This window comes from Thioclava nitratireducens, assembly GCF_001940525.2.
GTDB classification, from domain to species: domain Bacteria; phylum Pseudomonadota; class Alphaproteobacteria; order Rhodobacterales; family Rhodobacteraceae; genus Thioclava; species Thioclava nitratireducens.
In genome coordinates this window covers 1,236,676-1,255,993 of record NZ_CP019437.1, presented here as the reverse complement: position 1 = coordinate 1,255,993, position 19,318 = coordinate 1,236,676, and the positions used below count along the sequence as shown (strand labels likewise).

Here is a 19,318-nt window from a genome sequence, read left to right as displayed (position 1 = left end):
GTTCCATTTCTACGATAGGCCCGCTTGGTTCTGTCGCCACTCGCGCGCGGCGGGAAATGCAGGAAACAAATGCTGCGAGCCGTGAGTCTCGGGAAAGACGGCTTGTCTTACTTATTGTTTTAAAATGTAAACTTTCCAATCAACGCAGCCGCTCGCGACATCCGCACCGCGATTCCGGTGTCAGTTCGCGCCCTGCGCGGAGTTCACGTATTCGCGAGATACCGGAGGAGGCAAACCGCCTCGCGACCGCGCTGCGTGGAAAAGGGGCGCCGATGGCGCCCCTTTCAGCCTCTGTCCAAGGCAGTTCAGAGCGTGATGCGATAGAGCGCGAAGCCGCCCTCGCCGTCGCCCGCCTGCTCGATATCGAGACCCCGGGATTTCACGTCCTCGACATAGGCCTGTGCCTTCGGGCCGGTCTCGAATAGCACCGTCGCGCCGCCCGCGGGCGCGAAGGACCAGTTCGCGTCGGCCTTCGGGTTGATCGTGCCCTTGTCGTGGATGTAGCGCACGATCACGTCGCGGTTGGTGTCGGGCGCACGGTAGATCACGGTCGAGCCGTCCGCGCCGGGGAAGCTGCCGCCCCCCGAGGCGCGGTAGTTGTTCGTCGCGATCACGAACTCGGCCTTCGGATCGATCGGCTTGCCCTCGAATTGCAGATCGACGATGCGGTTCGCATCGGGGTTCACCGGCACGCCGTCCTTGTCGAATTTCGCGGGCTGGGTGATGTCGATCTGGTAGGTCACGCCGTCGATCACGTCGAAATTGTAGGACGGGAAATCGGGGTTCAGCAGCGTCGCGTCCTTCGCACCCGGCTCGATCTGGTTGAACATGCCTGCAGAGCGCTCCAGCCAGTCCTTCACCTGCGCGCCGGTGACCTTCACCGCCTGTAGCGTGTTCGGATAGAGATAGAGGTCGGAGACGTTCTTGATCGCCACCGGCCCTTTCGGAACATCGGTGAAGTAATCCGGACCGCCGCGCCCGCCGGCCTTGAACGGCGCCGCCGCCGACAGAAGCGGCAGCTTGCCTTCGGGCGTGCCCTCCAGCAGTTTCTTCACGTACCAGATCTGCGCGTTCGAGACGATCTGCACAGAGGGATCGTCGGCCACCAGCGCGAAGTAGGAATAGAGCGGCGCTTCGGTCTCGCCCACCTTGGCGCGGACATATTTGAGCGTCTCTTCATGCACCTGATCGGTGGCCGCGAGGATCGGCTTGTAATCGGTGGTCAGCGGCGTGATCGAACGATCCTCGCCGCGCGCGAAGATCGGGCGGATCTCGGAGCTGTGGCTATCGATCTTCCACTTGCCGCCGTCGCGGCTCAGCATAAGGTCGATCAGCCCCATGTGGTTGCCCCAGAAGCCCGCCTGCACCGCGGGCTTGCCCTGCAGCGTGCCCTTCTCATTGTCGATCCCGGGGCCCGAGAAATCCTTGCCGGGGAAGTTACGGTGCTGGTGCCCGGTGATCACCGCGTCGATGCCGTCGACGCCTGCGACGTAGAAGGCAGCGTTCTCCATGCCGTCGGTCTGAGGACCGTTGTCGATTCCGGTATGGGCGAGCGCCACGACCAGATCGGCGCCCTCCTCGCGCATCTGCGGAACCCATGCTTTCGCGGCCTCCACGATGTCGCGAGTCTGGTAATTGCCCTCGAGATGCGCGCGGTCCCATTGCATGATCTGCGGCGGCACGAAGCCGATCACGCCGACGCGGATCGGCATCTTGTTTCCAGCCCCATCGGTCAGTTCGCGGTCGAGGATCAGGTAGGGCGGCAGGTAAAGGTCGTCCTCGCGCGGGGTCGCGCCCAGCTTATGGGCGAAGTTCGCGCAGACCATCGGGTAGTTTGCGCGGTCGTTCACCTTCTTGAGGAAATCCATCCCGTAGTTGAACTCGTGATTGCCCAGAGTGCCGCAATCATAGCCCAGCAGGTTCATCGCCGCGATGACCGGGTGGGTGTCGCCCTCCTTCATTCCCTTGGAGTATGCAATGTAATCGGCCATCGGGTTGCCCTGCATGTAATCGCCGTTATCGAAGGTCAGGGTGTTGGCGGCTTCCGCGCGTACGCCTTCGATCAGGGTCGCAGTGCGCGACAGGCCCACGGTATCGACAGGCTTGTCGGCATAATAATCGTAGGGCCGGATATGGCAGTGAATATCGGTAGTGCACAGCAGGCGCAGGTGGGCCTGACCTTCAGCCGCGCGCGCGGTGAACGGGTGGACCATCACGAGACCGCCTGCGGCGGTGGTGGTAACGAGAAACTGACGACGCGAAATAAGCGACATAGGGGGATCCTCCGAGACAATTGGCTCCTTGCCGGAGCGCTCTATCCGGGGATCGTAACAGTCTTTTGACCGATTGGACAAAGACCTTGCGTCAACCTGCGCAAATCCGCGTGAGCGGGCGATGCATCACCGCCCGCCGCACAAGATTTCAGCTCTCCGACAGCACCGCCTGCACTTCGGCCGCAGGGCCGGGATGGTGACAGAAGACCTGACGCCCGGCGACCTCCTCGGTCGGCGGAGTCGTGGCGCAGACCTCGCTCGCCCGCGGGCAGCGGGTGCGCAGCGGGCAGCCCGATGGCGGGTTCAGCGGGCTCGGCAGATCGCCTTCCAGCGAGATCAGGGTCTTGTTGCGCTCGATCTCCGGGTCTGGGATCGGCACCGCCGACAGAAGCGCCTGCGTGTACGGGTGCTGCGGCTCTGCAAAGATCTTCTCGGTAGCGCCCGCCTCCATCATCTGGCCCAGATAAAGCACCATCACCTCGTCGCAGACATGGCGCACAACGCTGAGGTCATGGGCGATGAAGATGATCGTCAGGCCCAGATCGCGGCGCAGATCTTCGAGAAGCGCGATCACCTGCGCCTGAATCGAGACATCGAGCGCCGAGACCGGCTCGTCGCAGATCAACAGCTTCGGCTCCACCACCAGCGCGCGGGCGATACCGATGCGCTGACACTGGCCGCCCGAGAACTCGTGCGGGTAGCGGTTGATCTGGTTCGGCAGAAGACCGACCTTCTCCATCACCTCGCGGACCTTCTGCTTGCGCTCCTTGCGGCCCATCTTCGGGCGATGGGTGCGCAGCGGCTCCGCGATGATCTCGCCCACGGTCATCCGCGGGTCGAGCGAAGCCAGCGGGTCCTGAAAGATCATCTGGATGTCGGAACGGTATTTCAGCATCTGCCGCGGCGAGAGCGGCAGCAGATCGGTCTTGCCCTCCCAAATGATCTCGCCCTCGGCGGGCAGCATCCGGATCAGCGCGCGGGCCAACGTGGACTTGCCACAGCCGGACTCGCCCACGATGCCGAGCGTCTTGCCCTGCTCCAGCTTGAAGTTCACGCCATTGACCGCGCGCAGCTTCGGCGGCTCGGTCCACGGCAGGTCCGAGGCGCGGCGGATTTCGAAAGTGACCCGAACGTCGCGGGCCTCGATCAGCGGGGTCGTCATGCGGCGGCCTCCTCGATCGTTTCAATGGAACGGTGGCAAGCGCGGGCGCGGCCCGGCGCGAACTCCGTCAGCGGCGGCATAACGTCGGCGCAGACCTCTTCGACGAAATCGCAGCGCGGGCAGAACGGGCAGCCCTTCGGCGCGCCGGTCATATTCGGCGGATTGCCCCGGATCGGGGTCATCGCGACTTCCGCATCGAGACGCGGCAGCGCGGCCAGCAAGCCCTTGGTATAGGGATGGGTCGGGTTGGCGAACAAAGGATCCACGGGCGACTGCTCCATCACCTGACCGCCATACATGACGATCGCCCGCTCGCAGAAGCCCGCGACGACGCCCAGATCGTGAGTAATCAGCACGGTCGCCATGCCCAGCTCGCGGCGCAGCTCGCCCAGCAGGTCCATGATCTGCGCCTGCACGGTGACGTCGAGCGCGGTCGTCGGCTCATCTGCGATCAGCACATCTGGTTTGCACAGAAGGGCCATCGCGATCATCACGCGCTGGCGCATCCCGCCCGAGAATTCATGCGGGAACAGACGCACGCGGTTCTTCGCGTCCGGGATCTTCACCAGTTCGAGCATATGCGCGGCCTCAGCCACGGCGGCGCGCTTGCCCAAGCCCTTATGCAGCATCAGCACTTCGGCCATCTGGTCCGAAATCCGCATATAGGGGTTGAGCGCGGTCATCGGATCCTGAAAGACCATCGAGATCCGGTCGGAGCGCAACTTGTTCAACTCGGGCTCGGGCATGTTCAGGATCTCCCGCCCGTCGAATTTCACCGAGCCCGAGGCCTTCCCATTCGCGGCCAGTAGGCCGAGGATCGAGAAGCTGAGCTGCGACTTGCCCGAACCGGACTCGCCGACGATGCCCAGCGCCTCGCCGCGCTCGAGCGCGAAGCTGACGCCGTTGACGGCGTGAACCTCGCCCTCCTGCGTTGCGAACCGGACATTGAGGTCGTTGACTTCCAACAATGGCATATCAGCGCTCCTTCGGGTCGAGCGCGTCACGCAGCCCGTCCCCTACGAAATAGAAACCGAACAGGGTGGTGACGAAGAAGAACAGCGGGAAGGCCAGCTGCCACAGCGTCCCGTAGCTCATCGTCCCCGCCCCTTCAGAGATCAGCGCCCCCAGCGAGGTCTGCGGCTCCTGCACGCCGAGCCCGAGGAAAGAGATGAAACTCTCCGTCAGGATCATCAGCGGCACCAGCAGCGTCGCGAAGACCACGACCACGCCCACGAGGTTTGGCAGGATGTGGCGGCGGATGATCGTCGGCGCAGGCACGCCGATGGCGCGCGCGGCCTCGACATAGTCGCGGTTCTTCAGGGTCAGCGTCTGGCCGCGCACGATCCGCGCCATCTCCAGCCAGGATATCAACCCGACGCCCACGAAGAGCATCCCGATCGAGCGGCCATACATGACCAGCAGCAGGATCAGCACGAACATGTAAGGGATCGCCAGCAGGATATCGACGAGGCGCATCATGAAGCCGTCGACGCGGCCCCCGAAATAGCCCGAGATCGCGCCATAGACCGTGCCCACGGACACCGCGATCAGCGTGCCGATCACGCCGACCAACAGCGAGATCTGCGTGCCCTGCACGGTGCGCGCGAACAGATCGCGGCCCAGATCGTCGGCGCCGAAGTAATGGCCGTTCGCGAAGGACGGCGCAGAGGCCGTGGCATCGCCCATCACGTTGTAGTCGATGTCGGAATTGTTCCACGCCGCGATCAGGTTGCCGAACAGCGCGAAGGCCACGACGAAGACGAGCAGCGCCAGCCCGAAAATCGCGGCCTTATTGTTGAAGAACCGCCGGCGCGCGTCCGCCCAGAGCGAGCGGCCCGCCACGTCTTCGCGGCTCGTTGCCTCGGCGAGCGAGGTCATCTTGGATTCGTCTATGACCATGTCAGTACCGGATTTTCGGGTCGATCCATCCGTAGACGATATCGACGACAAGGTTGAACAGGATGGTCAGCGTGCCCAGCAGGATCGTGATCCCCATCATCACCGCGTAATCGCGGTTGAGCGCGCTATCCACGAAGCTTTTGCCGATCCCGCCCGTGGTGAAATACACGTCCACGATCACCGAGCCGGTGATCATCGAAACGAACGCCGGACCGAGATAGGAGATCACTGGCAGCAGCGCGGGTTTCAGTGCGTGCCGCATGATGATCTTGCGCTTTGGCAGGCCCTTCGCGCGGGCGGTGCGGATATGGTTCGAACTCAGCGTCTCCAGCATGGACGACCGGGTAATCCGCGCGATCGATGCCATGTAGGAGGTCGAGAGCGCGATCACCGGCATTATCCAGAAGCGCGGATCGTCGAAGCTCCAGCCGCCACCAGGCAGCCAGTGCAGCGACAGCGTGAACACCAGCACGAGGATCGGCGCCATCACGAAGTTCGGCAGCACCTGCGCGCCGATGGAAATGCCGACGGCGAGGTAGTCGAGCCACGAGTTGCGCTTGATCGCGGCGGTGACGCCGAGAGTGACGCCTACCAGAACGGCGGCGATGAAGCTCAGGAAGCCGTAGGTCAGCGTGACCGGGAAGCCCTGGGCGATGATGTCGTTCACCGAGCGGTCTTTATAGGAGAACGAAGGCCCGAAATCGAAATGGGCGACCACGTTCCACAGATAGGTCGCGATCTGCTTCCAGAGCGGCTGGTCGAGCCCGTATTTCGCGTTGAGATTGGCGAGCACCTCGGGCGGCACGGCCCGCTCCGACGAGAACGGCCCGCCAGGCGCCGTGTGCATCAAGAGGAAGCTCGCGATGATGAGCACCAGAAGCGTCGGGATCGCGATGGCGAGACGCTTGAGAATGTAGACGATCATAAGAGTGTCCCGAAATAGGTCGGGCGGGCCGATCGCGCGGCCCGCCCGTTATCGTTTCAGCCGGCTTACTTTGCGACCTTGTACATGTTCTTCGCGTACCAGTTCAGCTGGACGTTATCGAACGGGTAGCCCTTGATCTGCGGGTTCAGCAGCATCGGCAGCGAGTAGGCGTAGATCGGCGCGAGCGGCATGTCCTCGGCGAGGATCTTTTCCGCCTTGGTATAGTCCTCTTGCGGATCTTCCGCCGTCTTCGAGTCCTTCATCAACTTGTCGTATTCGGAATTCGACCACTGACCCGAGTTCTGATCCGACCACGAGGTGTTCACGTCGAGATAGGTCGAGGCCTCGTTGTAGTCGGCACACCATGCGGTGCGGGCCACGTCGAAGTCATGCTGCCCGTTGAGCTTGTCGAGATAGACCTTCCACTCGTAGTTCTCGAGCGTCGACTTCACGCCGATCTGCTTCCAGAACTGCTGCACCGCGATCGCGATTTTCTTGTGGTCGGCCGAGGTGTTGTACATGATCCGCAGGTTCAGCGGGTGATCGGGGCCGTAGCCGGCTTCCTTCAGAAGCTCCTTGGCCTTGTCCATCCGTTCCTGCTGGGTCATGTCGGCATAAGCCACGTCCGGCGCCTTGAAGTTCGCGGTCGCCCAGTGGGTCCAGGTATAGGCCGGTTTCTGGCCGCCCTTGAGGATCTTGTCGACGATGATGTCGCGGTTGATCGCGTAGGACAGCGCCTTGCGGACCTTCACGTCCTTCAGCGCCTCGGGGCCGTTCGGGCCGACGTTGAAGCGGTAGGCGTAGACGCAGGAGCGCGGCGGAGCGTGCGCGGCATCCGGATACTCATCTTTCAGACGCGGATACTGACCCGCCGGGGTCTGCACGAAGTCCAGCTCCCCCGCCTCGTAGCGCGTCAGCGCCTGGTCGTTGTCCTGGATCGGGATGAACTTCAGATCGGTCAGCGTGACATTCGCGGCATCGTAATAAGCGTCGTTCTTCACCAGCTCGATCGAGTCGCCGATTTTCCAGCTCTTCAGCTTGTAAGGACCGTTGACGACCATGTTCTCGGGCTTGGTCCAGTCGGAACCGTATTTCTCCACGACCTTTTGCGGCACCGGGAAGGTCGAGGACAGAACGAGCATCTGGCGGAAATAGGGGATCGCGCTGTCGAGCGTCACCTGCAGCGTATGGTCGTCGAGCGCCTTCACGCCAAGTTCGCTCGGCTTCTTGTCGCCCGCGATCACGTCATGGGCGTTCTTCACCTGCATCAGCTCGATATACCACGAGTATTGCGAGGCGGTCGCCGGATCGGCGAGGCGCCGCCATGCGTAGACGAAATCCTGCGCGGTGACGGGATCGCCGTTCGACCATTTCTCGTCGCGTAGGTGGAAGGTGTAGGTCTTCTTGTCGTCGGAGACCTCGTAGCTCTTGGCGAGCGCAGGCACGAGATTGCCGTGATCGTCCTGCTGGTAGAGACCTTCGAACATCTGCTGAAGAACGTCGTTACCGTCCTTCGAGGTGCTCAGATCCGGATCGAGCGTCTTCAGATCGTCCTGCAGCCAATAGGTAAAGGTCTGGTCAGCGGCGAGCTTGGTGCCTTCGGGCACTTTGCTTGACTGGGCGAGAACGGGTGCGGCGCTGCCCAACATCAGGGCAAAAGCGGAGATCGCGGCAATCGACTTCAAGGGATACCTCCATTTCCGGGGTCCGGTCGCGCGCAACGTCAAGGCGAGCGCGGGGCCCCGTTTTTTCGTTGATAGGGCATCAAGGGCATGATCGCGGCATGGCGCAAGTCTGACGTAACGGTGCTCACACCCATGTGAGAGCGCATTTCGCGGGCCTCCGGGAAATCTTTTTGAAACTTGCGCGAGGCCCTTTTTTTTCGCAACGAACGCCAAGCCCCGTTGCCCGCACCCAAGCCTCCCCGCGCCGTTCCCCTTCGAATCCCTGCGCCCGCGATGCATCCACTCGCGCGCCCCTGTGCGTATGTATTTTGACACACTCGAAAGTTGTTCCGCGTGACCCCTCCGAAAGACCCACTATTGACCAGCTTCGCCCCTCCGCTAGCTACCCTTGGCGTTACAGCCGCGACAGAACGGACTCCGAATGGCCGAACCCGAACAAGCATCCCCGCTTTCGCCCACCCGCCGCTGGGCCGCCGCAGCCGTGTTGCTGCTGGCGAACTTCATGAACCTGATCGACATCACGATCGTCAACGTCGCCCTGCCGTCGATGAAGGAAGAGTTGTCGGCCCCGCCGAACCTGATCGAGTGGATCGTCGCGGGCTATACCTTCTCCTTCGCGATCCTGTTGCTGCCGGCGGGACGGATGGGCGACTTGCTGGGACGGCGCAAGCTGTTCGTCTCGGGCATCGCGCTGTTCACTACCGCCTCGCTGATATGCGGCATCGCCCCGGGGATCGGCACGCTGGTCACCGCACGCATCGCGCAGGGCGTGGGTGCCGCGATCATGACGCCGCAGACGCTGGCGCTGGTGCCGCGCCTGTTCCCGCCAGAGCAGCGCGGCGCTGCCTTCGGCCTGTTCGCGCTGACCGCCGGGCTGGCCTCGGTGGCAGGGCCGATCATGGGTGGGTTCCTGCTCACCGCCGATATCTACGGGCTCGGCTGGCGTCCGATCTTCCTCGTGAACATTCCCCTCGGCATCGCCACCTTCATCGCCGCGCTGATGCTGGTGCCCAAGGGACAGGGCAACCGCAAGCTGGGCATCGACAAGGTGGGCATCGCGATCGCCGCCGTGGCGATGCTGGCGCTGCTGTTCCCGCTGGTCGAGGCGCCGTCGATCGGCTGGCAGGGATGGATGTATCCAATGATGCTCGCGGCCCCGGTCCTTGGCTGGATCTTCATCCGCTGGCAACGTCATCAGGAAGAGCGCAAAGCCCCGCAGCTTCTGCCGATGCGCCTGCTGCGTTCCGGCTCGTTCCTGTCGGGCAGCCTTCTGAACGCGGCGCTATTCACTGCGGTACCGAGCTATTTCTTCACCATCGCCCTCTACCTGCAGGCGGGCTACGGGCTCACCCCGCTGCAATCGGGCCTGACGACGACGCCCTTCCCGGTCGGCGTCCTGCTTGCTTCGGCCACGACCGGCTGGTTCGGCGACCGCTGGATACGCTGGCGCGTGACCGGAGGCGGCATGCTGCTCGCGACGGGCTTTGCGGGCCAGCTATGGGCGATCTGGTCGATGGGCGACGCGATCAGCTGGTGGCGAATGGCACCTTGGTTCTTCCTTGGCGGCTTCGGCATGGGCAACACGGTGTCGCCGCTGTTCCAGGTCGCGCTCTCGTCGGCGGACAGCAATGACAGCGGCTCGGCCTCGGGTGCGGTGCAGGCGCTCCGTCAGGTCGGAATCTCCTTCGGGATCGCGATCATGGGCGGGATTTTTTTCGGCATGTTGGGCGGCGCGGATCAGGGCGATCACGAGGCCTATCGCAGCGCGATGATGTCGGCGATCGGCTACGCGCTCGTTGTAGCGACGGGGGTGATCCTCACACCGTGGTTCACGCCGATGAAGCTGGAGCGCGCCAAGGACTGACGCCTCCGCCCCCTCGCGCGATGACACGATCGTGCGCGCCAGCCCTACCCTGCGACGCTCGCCGCGAGCGCGGCGCGCCCCATCTACCCGGACCAGAGGGGCCGTCCGAACCGGGCCCCTACAGATGCGAAAGGAGCGATCCATGCGTTACAGACCTCTCGGCCCCAGCGGCCTCCTCGTCTCGGAACTTTGCCTCGGCACGATGACCTTCGGCGGGTCGGAGGGCATGTGGGGCCAGATCGGCCAGCTGCGGCAGGATGACGCCGACGGGCTGGTGAAGACCGCGATCGACGCGGGCATCAACTTCATCGACACCGCGAATGTCTATGCCGGTGGCGAGAGCGAGCGCATCCTCGGCCAGAGCCTGCGCAATCTCGGTATCGCCCGCGACGAGGTCGTCATCGCGACCAAGGTGCTCGGCCCGATGGGCGAAGGCATCAACCAGCGCGGTGCGTCGCGCTATCACATCATGGAGCAGTGCAAGCAGAGCCTGGAGCGGCTGCAGCTCGACCATATCGACCTCTATCAGATCCACGGCTTCGACCCGATGACGCCGATCTCGGAAACGCTGGAGGCGCTGACCACGCTCGTTCAGCACGGCCATATCCGCTATATCGGCCTGTCGAACTGGGCCGCGTGGCAGGTGATGAAGGCGATCGGCATCGCCGAGGCCCGCAAGCTCGCCCCGATCCTGTCGCTGCAAGCCTATTACACGATCGCCGGGCGCGATCTGGAACGCGAAGTGGTGCCGATGCTGCGCGACACCGGCATGGGCCTGATGGTCTGGAGCCCGCTCGCAGGCGGTCTGCTGTCGGGCAAATACGACCGCGACGGCAAGGGCTCCGACGGGCGCCGCGCCAATTTCGACTTCCCGCCGGTCGAAAAGGACCGCGCATTCGACCTGATCGACGCGATGCGCCCGATGGCGGAGAAGCGCGATGCGAGCGTGGCGCAGATCGCGCTGGCATGGCTTCTGCACCAGGAAGTAGTCACCAGCGTCATCGTCGGTGCGAAGCGCGAGGACCAACTGACCGACAACATCGCCGCGACGAAGATCAGGCTCGACGCGGACGAGTTGGAGAACCTCGACAAGCTCAGCGCCCTGCCCGCGGAATATCCCGGCTGGATGCTGGAGCGTCAGGGCGAATACCGTCAGCGCTGAAATAGGGGCGCACATCTCTCACGACACCGCGGCGGGCGGGGCGACGAAATCGCTCCGCCCGCTTTTTCGTGCTGCTGCATCCTCTCGCATGCTGGCCACCAAAGCGGCAGAGGCCCCCGTGCCAAGCGCGTTCCTGCGCCCGGGGCTCAAATCAGTTCAATTTTCATGGACCTCAAAAGACACACCGCGCGTTGGGCGATAAAGCACCTACCAAGGAGAGTTCCGTTGGCACATTCCCGCTCAGCGTCACGGCCACGCAGCATCCTGACTGTTTTGGGGGCGCTCGTCGGCGCCGCCATCGCGATCTGGAATTACGTCACCCCCATGACCGGCGTGACCGGCACGTTCGGCGCAGGGCTGGTGATCGCCTCCTCCGTTTTGATCGCTCTCGCAGGGATCGCGATCCAGATGACAGAGCCGGGCGGAATCCGCACGACATTGCGCGTCCTCGTGGCGCTCGGCCTGATCGGCACCGCTGCAGCTGGCTATTTCCTGCATGAATGGTGGCTGATCGCGGCGATGGGCGTCGTGCTGATCGGCCTCATTTACGACATCGCCTCGAGCCGGGGCGCGCGTTCGAAAGGAGCTTACGCATGAACCGCAAGACCGTCTCGCTCGCCTTCGCCCTCGCCTTCTTTGCGGCCGCCGGGTACGCGCAGGACACGACCGCGACCGACAGCACCGCAACAGATACGACGACCCAACCCGCAGCCGACAGCGGCACGACCGATACCGGCACCACGTCGGGCACGGATACGGCAACCACGGATGCAGCCACGCAATCGGACACGTCCGGCACGGGCGCCGGTACGAACTCGAGCACCGACGCCGGCACGAACACCGATACGGGCGCTACCGCAGACAGCGGTTCCACGGAGACGGGTTCCACGGGCACCCAATCCGACACCCAAACCAATCAGAACCAGCAGACCAACGACCCTGCCGCCAACGAGTCCACGCCTTCCGGCCCCGAGGCCAGCGCGGATCAGGCCAAACCGGTGGCGGATAGCGTCGCCCAGCCGATGCTCGCCAACGGCACGCGCGAGCGCAACGGCAAACCGCTGGTGCCCGAGAAGCCCGTCTGGAACAGCTTCCACGGCCAGCTCTCCGCACAGAAATATTCGCCGCTGACCCAGATCAATCCCGACAACGTGGGCGATCTGGAGAAGGTCTGGCAGGTCCATACCGGCGACGTCTCAGATGGCTCGGGCGACAAGCCCGCGACCGTTTGGTCGGCCACGCCGATCTTCGCCAATGATACGCTCTATATCGGCACGCCCTTCTACCGCGTGCTGGCGCTCGACCCGGCCACGGGCGAGCAGAAATGGGCCTTCGACACGAAATCCAAGCTCGAGGCGCTGACCCAGCCCGCGCTGAAGAACCGCGGCGTCGCCTATTGGCAGGCCGAGAACCCGGTCGCGGGCAAGGTCTGTCAGAAAATCGTCTATATCGGCACGATGGACGCGCGGCTCTTCGCGCTCGACGCCGATACCGGCAAGCCCTGCCCCGATTTCGGCAAGGACGGCGTGCTGGACGTGAACCAGTGGAACACGGTCAATGACCGCTTCCCGCTTTCGGTTCTGCAGCCGCCGACGGTTGCGGGCAATCACCTGATCCTCGGCTGGGCCGGTCAGGACTGGGAATGGGCCGAAGCTCCTCCCGGTGCGGTCTTCTCGGTCGATGCGCAGACCGGCAAACTGCAATGGTCCTTCGAGACCCTGCCCGAGAACATCCGCCGCAAGACCGGCACCGCGAATGTCTGGACCGCGATGTCCGTCGATCCGGGTCTGAACATGGTCTACCTCCCGGTGGCCTCGCCCTCGCCGAACTATTGGGGCGGCAACCGAACGCAGCAAATCCCCTACGCAACCTCGACCACCGCGCTCGATCTCGATACCGGCAAGGTCGTCTGGTCGCGCCAATGGGTCCACCACGACATCTGGGACTATGACATCAACTCCGCGCCGACGCTGATGGACATCACCGTCGACGGCAAGGAAATCCCGGCGCTGATGCAGGGCACGAAGATGGGCTTCCTGTTCGTCGTGAACCGCGAGACCGGCGAAGATGTCTGGCCGATCGAGGAACGTCCCGTCCCGCAAGGCGACGGCACGGTGAAAGGTGAGGTCTATGCCAAGACCCAGCCCTTCCCGACCAAACCGGCGCCGCTTCTCGACCAGTCGAAAAAGCCGGAGGTCTGGGGGATTGCCGATCTAGTTTCCGGCGGCGCCTGCTCGAAGCTGTTCGACAACCTCACCTACAAGGGGATGTACACACCCCCGACCACCACCGGCGAAGGCACGCTGGCCTATCCCGACAGTGCGGGCGGCGTGCAGTGGGGCGGCGTGGCCTTCGATCCTAACGCTCAGATCGCGGTCGTGAACACCTCGCATATCGTGCAGTACATCAAACTGTGGGAGCGCCAGAACTACGAGAAGAACGCCAGCGGCTCGGGCAACGAAGCGGGCTTCTACCCGCAGAAAGGCGCGCCCTACGGCATGAGCCTCGGCAACGCGCTGAACTGGCTCGGGATGCCGTGCTGGAAACCGCCCTTTGGCGAGCTGGTCGCGATCGACATGCACACCGGCGACGTCAAGTGGCGCAAGCCGCTGGGCAGCTCGCAGAAATACGGGTTCTTCATGCCCGAGAGCATGGGCTCGCCCACGATCGGCGGTCCGGCGGTGACCAAGTCGGGGCTGATTTTCATCGGCGCGACGATGGATGCCAAGGCGCGCGCCTACGACATCCAGACCGGCAAGGAACTGTGGTCCTCGCAGTTGTCGGCCCCGGTCGTCGCGAACCCGGCAATCTACGAGTACAAGGGGCGCGAATACGTGGCCTTCATCTCGGGCGGCAACTCGATCCTGAAGCCCGCCGTGGGTGATCTGGTGGCCGTCTACGCGCTGCCGCAGAACTGATCGCGGCGCAAAACACAGGGCGGTCGGCGCGGCACGGACCTCGCCCCCGCCCAAGACGCGAACCGCGTCCGCAAAGCCCTCACCGCAACGTGAGGGCTTTATCTCAGGAACCTGTGCCGCGCGCGCGGTGTTCCACATTCAGCCGGTTTGAGCGCCTGCCTCCCCAGATGGCTGCGCCAAGCCCGAATTCCGGACAAGGGGGACCCCATGAAGGTTTCATTTCACGTCAATGGCGAGGCGCGCGCGCTCGACCTCGATCCGCGCGTGACGCTGCTCGACGCGCTGCGCGATCATCTACAACTCACCGGCTCGAAGAAGGGCTGCGATCATGGCCAGTGCGGCGCCTGTACGGTGCTCGTCGATGGCCGCCGGGTGAATTCCTGCCTGAGCCTCGCAGTGATGCATGAAGGCTCCGAGATCACGACGATCGAAGGGCTTGGCACGCCCGAGAACCTCAACCCGCTGCAGCAGGAATTCGTTTCCTGCGATGGCTACCAGTGCGGCTATTGCACGCCGGGGCAGATCATGTCGGCGACGGGCATGCTGGCCGAGGCCAGGGAAGGCGCGCCCAGCCATGTCAGCGACAGCCTCACCGGCACGTCGGAGCTGACCGATGCCGAGATCGCAGAACGCATGAGCGGCAACCTCTGCCGCTGCTCGGCCTATCCCTTCATCCGCGAGGCCATCTCGCGTGTCGCCGAAGCGGAGGAGAAATAATGAGACCTTTCGATTATCTCCGCGCCAACGCACTCGATGACGCGGCCTCCAAGGCGGGTGACGGCGCGCAGTTCATCGCCGGAGGCACTAACCTGCTGGACCTGATGAAGCTGCAGGTGATGACCCCCGAGACGGTTATCGACATCAACAATATCGACGGGCTGGACAAGATCGAGCCGCATGAGGGCGGGCTGAAGATCGGCACGTTGGTGCGCAATGCCGACCTTGCGGCCGATCCGCAGGTGCGCCGCGCCTATCCGGTGCTGTCGCGCGCGCTGCTCGCCGGCGCTTCGAGCCAGATTCGCAATAAGGCGACCACGGGCGGCAACCTGCTGCAACGCACCCGTTGCCCCTATTTCTATGATCCCGCAATGGCCTGCAACAAGCGCGACCCCAGTGCGGGCTGCGCCGCGAAGGGCGGCGTAAGCCGTATGCTCGCGATCCTGGGCACTTCGGCCGCCTGTCGCGCAGCCCACCCCTCCGATATGGCGGTGGCGATGCGCGCGCTCGATGCGCGGGTGGAAATCCTTGGCACCGATGGAGCGACCCGCACCGTGGCGCTGGACGAGCTTTATCAGCTGCCCGGCGAAACCCCGGAGATCGAGACCTGCCTCGAGCCGGGTGAGATCATCACCGCAGTGATCCTCCCTGCCCCGCAGCCGAACGCGACGCAGAGCTATCGCAAGATCCGCGACCGCGCCTCTTATGCATTCGCGCTCGTCTCGGTCGCCGCCCTGGTCGAAATGGACGGCGAGACGATCAAGACCGCCTCGCTCGCTTTCGGCGGCATCGGCGCGCGCCCCTGGGCGGATGCGCAAGTCAACGCGATGCTCGAAGGCGAGCCCCCCTCGGAGGAGCTGTTCGGCAGGGCCGCCGACGTGCTGCTGGCCGACGCTGTCACCGACGAGGGCAACGATTTCAAACGCGAGATGACCCGCCGCGCATTGGTCGCGGTGATGCGCGAGGCGACGGGCATGGCCCCGGCCTCGACCGGAACGGACAAGGTGGAGGCGCTGACATGAGCGACACGTTCACGATGGATGAAGCGCAGCCGCGGCTGCTGGACGAAACCAATCAGGGTCTGGTCGGCGCCCCGCTCGATCGTCCCGAGGGCAAGCTGAAAGTCACCGGCACCGCGCCCTATGCCGCCGAATTCGCGCTTGAAGGCATGGTCCACGGCGTGATGCTGCGCGCGACAATCACGCGCGGCAAGGTCACCGGCTTCGACGAGAGCGAAGCGAAGAAACTGCCCGGATATGTCGGGCTGTTCCACGGGCCGAAATTCGTGCGCAACCCTGCGCAGGGCATGGCCGGTGCGTCGCCCGTGCAGCCCGGAGACCGCATCGATTATCACGGCCAGCCGATCGGCCTCGTAGTCGCGGAAAGCTTCGAGACCGCGCGCGATGCCGCCACCCGGATCAAGATCAGCTACGAACAGAACCCCGGCGCACCGGTCGACCCGGCCGGGGTGGATCTCGAACTGAACGAGGGCCGCGAAAGCATCCAGGGCGACCTCGACGCCGCGATGGAGAAGGCCGCGCAGTCGGTGGATATCGAATACACCACCGCTGGTCACGTCTCGGCGGCGATGGAGCCGCATGCCGGTATCGCCGAGTGGAAGGACGGTCGCCTTGTTCTACATGGGTCGCTGCAGATGGTGCGGTTCAACAAGGAGGAGCTGGCCGATGCGATTGGCGTCGAGTCGGACAAGGTGCATATCCTCGCGCCCTATGTGGGCGGCGGGTTCGGCTCCAAGCTGGGTATTTCTTCGGAACATATCGCGGCGGCGCTGGCCTCGCGCGAGCTCGAACGCCCGGTGCGGATCGTGCTGAGCCGTCAGACCGTTTTCGACGCCGTGCTGCGCCGCACCGAGACGTGGCAGCGTCTTCGTCTCGCCGCCGAGGAGAGCGGCAAGCTGACCGGGATCGGTCACGAGGATCGAGTCTCCAATCTCGAAGAGGAAGCCTTCTCCGAACCGGTGAATGCCGCGAGCCGCTTCATGTATGCCGCGCCCAACCGGGTGATGCGTCAGCATATCTCTCGCAATCACCGCACGCCCTCGGGCTCGGTCCGCGCACCCGGTGAAGCGGTCGGCACCTTCGCAATGGAGACTGCGATGGACGAACTCGCGGAGAAGCTGGGTATCTGCCCGGTGGAACTGCGGCTGCGCAACATACCCGAAAAGCATCCCGAAACCGGTCAGGCCTATTCGGCCCGCGCGCTGGAGGAAAGCCTGCGCGAAGGCGCGAAGCGCTTCGGCTGGGACCAGCGCCCCAAGACAGGGACGCGCCGCGAAGGCGAATGGCTGATCGGCATGGGCGTTGCGGGCGCCGGGCGGTCGAACTTCCTCGTGCCTTCTGCGGCGCGCGTCACGCTCAGCGCGGACGGTGCGTTGGTCGAGACCGACATGACCGATATCGGTACCGGTAGCTACGCCATCCTCGGCCAGATCGCGGGCGAGATGCTGGGCCTGCCGATCGATAAGGTCTCCGTGCATCTGGCCGATAGCGACCTGCCGGGCGCGTCGGGCTCTGGCGGCTCCTTCGGGGCGTCGTCGTCTGGGTCTTCAGTCTTCCTCGCCGCGCGCAAGATCCGCGAACAGCTTGCCGACAAGCTCGGCTGCCGGATCGAGGATCTGAAGCTCGGCAACGGCGAGGTCTCCGGCGACGGCAAGAGCGCGAAGCTGGTGGATCTGCTCAGCGATCCGATCAGCGCCGAAGGCAGGATCGAGGGCGGCAAAACCGCCGAGACCCACTTCTCGGCAGGGTATGGCGCGCATTTCGTTGAAGTCGCCGTGAACGAGGTGTCGGGCGAGGTGCGGGTGCGTCGGATGCTCGGCGTTCTCGGGATCGGTCGCGTGCTGAACGAGAAGACCGCGCGCAGCCAGGCCGTCGGTGGCATGGTCTGGGGAGTGGGCGCGGCATTGCTCGAAGAGCTTGGTCACGATCCGCGCACCGGCCATATTGTCACCCGGGATCTGGCCAATTACCATGTCGCCTCGCATGCGGATATTCCGCGCGACATCGAAGTGGTCTTCCTGCCCGAACGCGACGACGAGGCCAACCCGATCCAGTCGAAGGGCGTCGGCGAGCTCGGGATCTCGGGCTCCGGCGCCGCGGTGATCAACGCGATCCACAACGCGACGGGCATTCGGCTGCATCACTATCCGGCCACGCCGGACAAGGTTCTCGAGGGGTTTGCTGATGGACGGTAGTCCGCTCCGCGCGCGCGCACATACTGAAACCCGGCTCGGCATGGCGGAGATACCGCTGCCCGCGCCGGGACGGTTGGCGGCGCTGGCCATTCTGACGCGGATCGAGGGGGCGGGTTACCGCCCCCTCGGTGCGGCTATGAGCCTCGACGATCGCGGCGACATCCGGGGCCATCTCTCGGCGGGCTGCATCGATGCCGATATTGAGCTGCATCTGAAAAAGGTCGCACAGGACGGCTGCCCGCGGCACTTGCGCTACGGCGAAGGCTCGCCCTTCATCGACCTCGTGCTGCCCTGCGGCGGCGCGCTCGACATCGCCGTGATCCCTGCCCCGCCGGTCTCCGCTCAAGAGCGGATGGCCAAGGCGGTCGCTGCCCGCATGCCGTTTTCGCTACACCTGTCGGGCGCGCAGGGCGTTCTGACGCTCGCGCCGCAGCCCGAGACCGATCTGAGCCTGCATCTCGTGCCCGAGCCGCGTTTCGTGGTCTTCGGCACCGGGATCGAAGCCGAGACTTTTGCCCAGCTCGCGGCGGGCGCGGGCTATCAGGCCGATCTCGTCATGCCCGAACCGGTGACCCTGCCCGGCGTGACGAGCCACGAATTCCGGCGCAGCAACCCGCTTGGCGAGATCGCGCCCGATCCACGCATGGCGGCGCTGTTGTTCTTCCACGATCACGACCGGGAAATCCCTATCCTCGCGCAGCTTCTGGAAAGCGACGCGTTCTTCATCGGCGCGCAGGGAAGCCGCCGAACGGCACGTCAGCGCGCGGTGGCGCTGCGCCGCAAAGGGCTCTCGGAAGCCGCGATCTCTCGGCTGCGCGGTCCCGTCGGCCTCATCGAACAGGCGCGCGAGCCGCGGCTGTTGGCGGTCTCCGTGCTGGCCGAAGTGCTGCAACTCGCGCGGGTCTGAAGCTTGGCGCGCAAGATCATGGGCGTGGTTCTTGCGGCGGGCGCGTCGCGGCGCTTCGGTGCCCGTGACAAGCTGGCCGCGCGTTCCGGCGGAGAGGCCGCGCTCGTGCTGCGTGCCGCGGAAACGCTGCGGGGCCTTGGCCTCCCCCGACGTGCCGCGATCACCCGCGGCCCCCGGCTTCCGAAGGAGATCCGCGGCGCGGGCCTCGACCTTCTCTGCATCGGACCGGGCCGCGCCCAGAGCGCGAGCTTGCATCGCGCGATCCGCGCCGCGCACGCCAGCGGGGCCAGCCATCTCCTGATCGTCCTTGGCGACATGCCCAATGTCTCGCGGGCGCATCTGCGCCAGCTTCTCGCGACACCCGGACCGCATCCGGGGATGGCCACCTCCGAGGGCCGCCTCGCACCGCCCGCGCTGATCCCGCGCAGGCTGTTCGGCGCGGCTTTGCGGCTGACAGGCGACCGCGGCGCCGGGGCGTTGCTGCGCCGCGCCCCCGACTTGCGACGGATTTCGCTGCCGCCCGGAACGCTGCACGATATCGACCGCCCCGATGACTTGCGAGAAGCCCCGCGATAGGCGCAACACGCGGGGA

The 19,318-nt window shown here is 64.7% G+C and carries 15 protein-coding genes; 9 read left to right on the top strand and 6 right to left on the bottom strand.

What is annotated here, in order from left to right; genetic code table 11:
* Positions 1-305: 305 nt before the first annotated feature.
* The 6 genes from BMG03_RS06205 to BMG03_RS06180 all read right to left on the bottom strand — a co-directional run bounded on the left by BMG03_RS06205 (position 306) and on the right by BMG03_RS06180 (position 7,908).
* Positions 306-2,273 carry a bifunctional 2',3'-cyclic-nucleotide 2'-phosphodiesterase/3'-nucleotidase gene (locus BMG03_RS06205; RefSeq protein WP_075776284.1) on the bottom strand — a complete coding sequence of 656 codons (1,968 nt, stop codon included), beginning with the start codon at positions 2,271-2,273 and terminating at the stop codon, positions 306-308.
* Between the two features lie 148 nt (positions 2,274-2,421).
* Positions 2,422-3,435: an oligopeptide/dipeptide ABC transporter ATP-binding protein gene (locus tag BMG03_RS06200; protein WP_075776285.1), complete on the bottom strand. Its 1,014-nt coding sequence runs from the start codon at positions 3,433-3,435 to the stop codon at positions 2,422-2,424.
* Positions 3,432-4,409 carry an oligopeptide/dipeptide ABC transporter ATP-binding protein gene (locus BMG03_RS06195; protein WP_075776286.1) on the bottom strand — a complete coding sequence of 326 codons (978 nt, stop codon included), beginning with the start codon at positions 4,407-4,409 and terminating at the stop codon, positions 3,432-3,434. Before BMG03_RS06195 ends, BMG03_RS06200 begins: the two co-directional genes overlap by 4 nt.
* 1 nt (position 4,410) lies before the next feature.
* Positions 4,411-5,334, bottom strand: coding sequence for an ABC transporter permease (locus BMG03_RS06190; protein WP_075776287.1), 924 nt, complete (start codon positions 5,332-5,334; stop codon positions 4,411-4,413).
* Between the two features lies 1 nt (position 5,335).
* Positions 5,336-6,259 carry an oligopeptide ABC transporter permease OppB gene (gene oppB / locus BMG03_RS06185; RefSeq protein WP_075776288.1) on the bottom strand — a complete coding sequence of 308 codons (924 nt, stop codon included), beginning with the start codon at positions 6,257-6,259 and terminating at the stop codon, positions 5,336-5,338.
* Positions 6,260-6,324: 65 nt separating this feature from the next.
* On the bottom strand, positions 6,325-7,908 hold the full coding sequence (locus BMG03_RS06180; protein WP_075776438.1) for a peptide ABC transporter substrate-binding protein: 1,584 nt from the start codon (positions 7,906-7,908) through the stop codon (positions 6,325-6,327).
* Between the two features lie 457 nt (positions 7,909-8,365).
* On the opposite strand from BMG03_RS06180, the gene BMG03_RS06175 reads away from it, so the two are divergent.
* The 9 genes from BMG03_RS06175 to BMG03_RS06135 all read left to right on the top strand — a co-directional run bounded on the left by BMG03_RS06175 (position 8,366) and on the right by BMG03_RS06135 (position 19,302).
* On the top strand, positions 8,366-9,808 hold the full coding sequence (locus tag BMG03_RS06175) for an MFS transporter (RefSeq protein WP_075776289.1): 1,443 nt from the start codon (positions 8,366-8,368) through the stop codon (positions 9,806-9,808).
* 142 nt (positions 9,809-9,950) lie between these two features.
* Positions 9,951-10,970 carry an aldo/keto reductase gene (locus BMG03_RS06170; protein ID WP_075776290.1) on the top strand — a complete coding sequence of 340 codons (1,020 nt, stop codon included), beginning with the start codon at positions 9,951-9,953 and terminating at the stop codon, positions 10,968-10,970.
* A gap of 225 nt (positions 10,971-11,195) precedes the next feature.
* Positions 11,196-11,567 (top strand): hypothetical protein, encoded by a 372-nt coding sequence (locus tag BMG03_RS06165; RefSeq protein ID WP_075776291.1) that lies wholly within the window; start codon positions 11,196-11,198, stop codon positions 11,565-11,567.
* Positions 11,564-13,888, top strand: a complete 2,325-nt coding sequence (locus tag BMG03_RS06160; RefSeq protein ID WP_077701146.1) for a pyrroloquinoline quinone-dependent dehydrogenase — start codon at positions 11,564-11,566, stop codon at positions 13,886-13,888. Before BMG03_RS06165 ends, BMG03_RS06160 begins: the two co-directional genes overlap by 4 nt.
* A gap of 207 nt (positions 13,889-14,095) precedes the next feature.
* On the top strand, positions 14,096-14,605 hold the full coding sequence (locus BMG03_RS06155) for a 2Fe-2S iron-sulfur cluster-binding protein (protein ID WP_075776292.1): 510 nt from the start codon (positions 14,096-14,098) through the stop codon (positions 14,603-14,605).
* Positions 14,605-15,627 carry an FAD binding domain-containing protein gene (locus BMG03_RS06150; RefSeq protein ID WP_075776293.1) on the top strand — a complete coding sequence of 341 codons (1,023 nt, stop codon included), beginning with the start codon at positions 14,605-14,607 and terminating at the stop codon, positions 15,625-15,627. Before BMG03_RS06155 ends, BMG03_RS06150 begins: the two co-directional genes overlap by 1 nt.
* Positions 15,624-17,819: a xanthine dehydrogenase family protein molybdopterin-binding subunit gene (locus BMG03_RS06145; RefSeq protein WP_075776294.1), complete on the top strand. Its 2,196-nt coding sequence runs from the start codon at positions 15,624-15,626 to the stop codon at positions 17,817-17,819. The genes BMG03_RS06150 and BMG03_RS06145 overlap by 4 nt, the downstream gene beginning before the upstream one ends.
* Positions 17,809-18,726 (top strand): XdhC family protein, encoded by a 918-nt coding sequence (locus BMG03_RS06140; protein ID WP_075776295.1) that lies wholly within the window; start codon positions 17,809-17,811, stop codon positions 18,724-18,726. Before BMG03_RS06145 ends, BMG03_RS06140 begins: the two co-directional genes overlap by 11 nt.
* 3 nt (positions 18,727-18,729) lie before the next feature.
* A complete protein-coding gene (locus BMG03_RS06135; RefSeq protein ID WP_077701145.1) occupies positions 18,730-19,302 on the top strand; it encodes a nucleotidyltransferase family protein in 573 nt (190 codons plus the stop codon).
* The last annotated feature ends 16 nt before the right edge of the window (positions 19,303-19,318 follow it).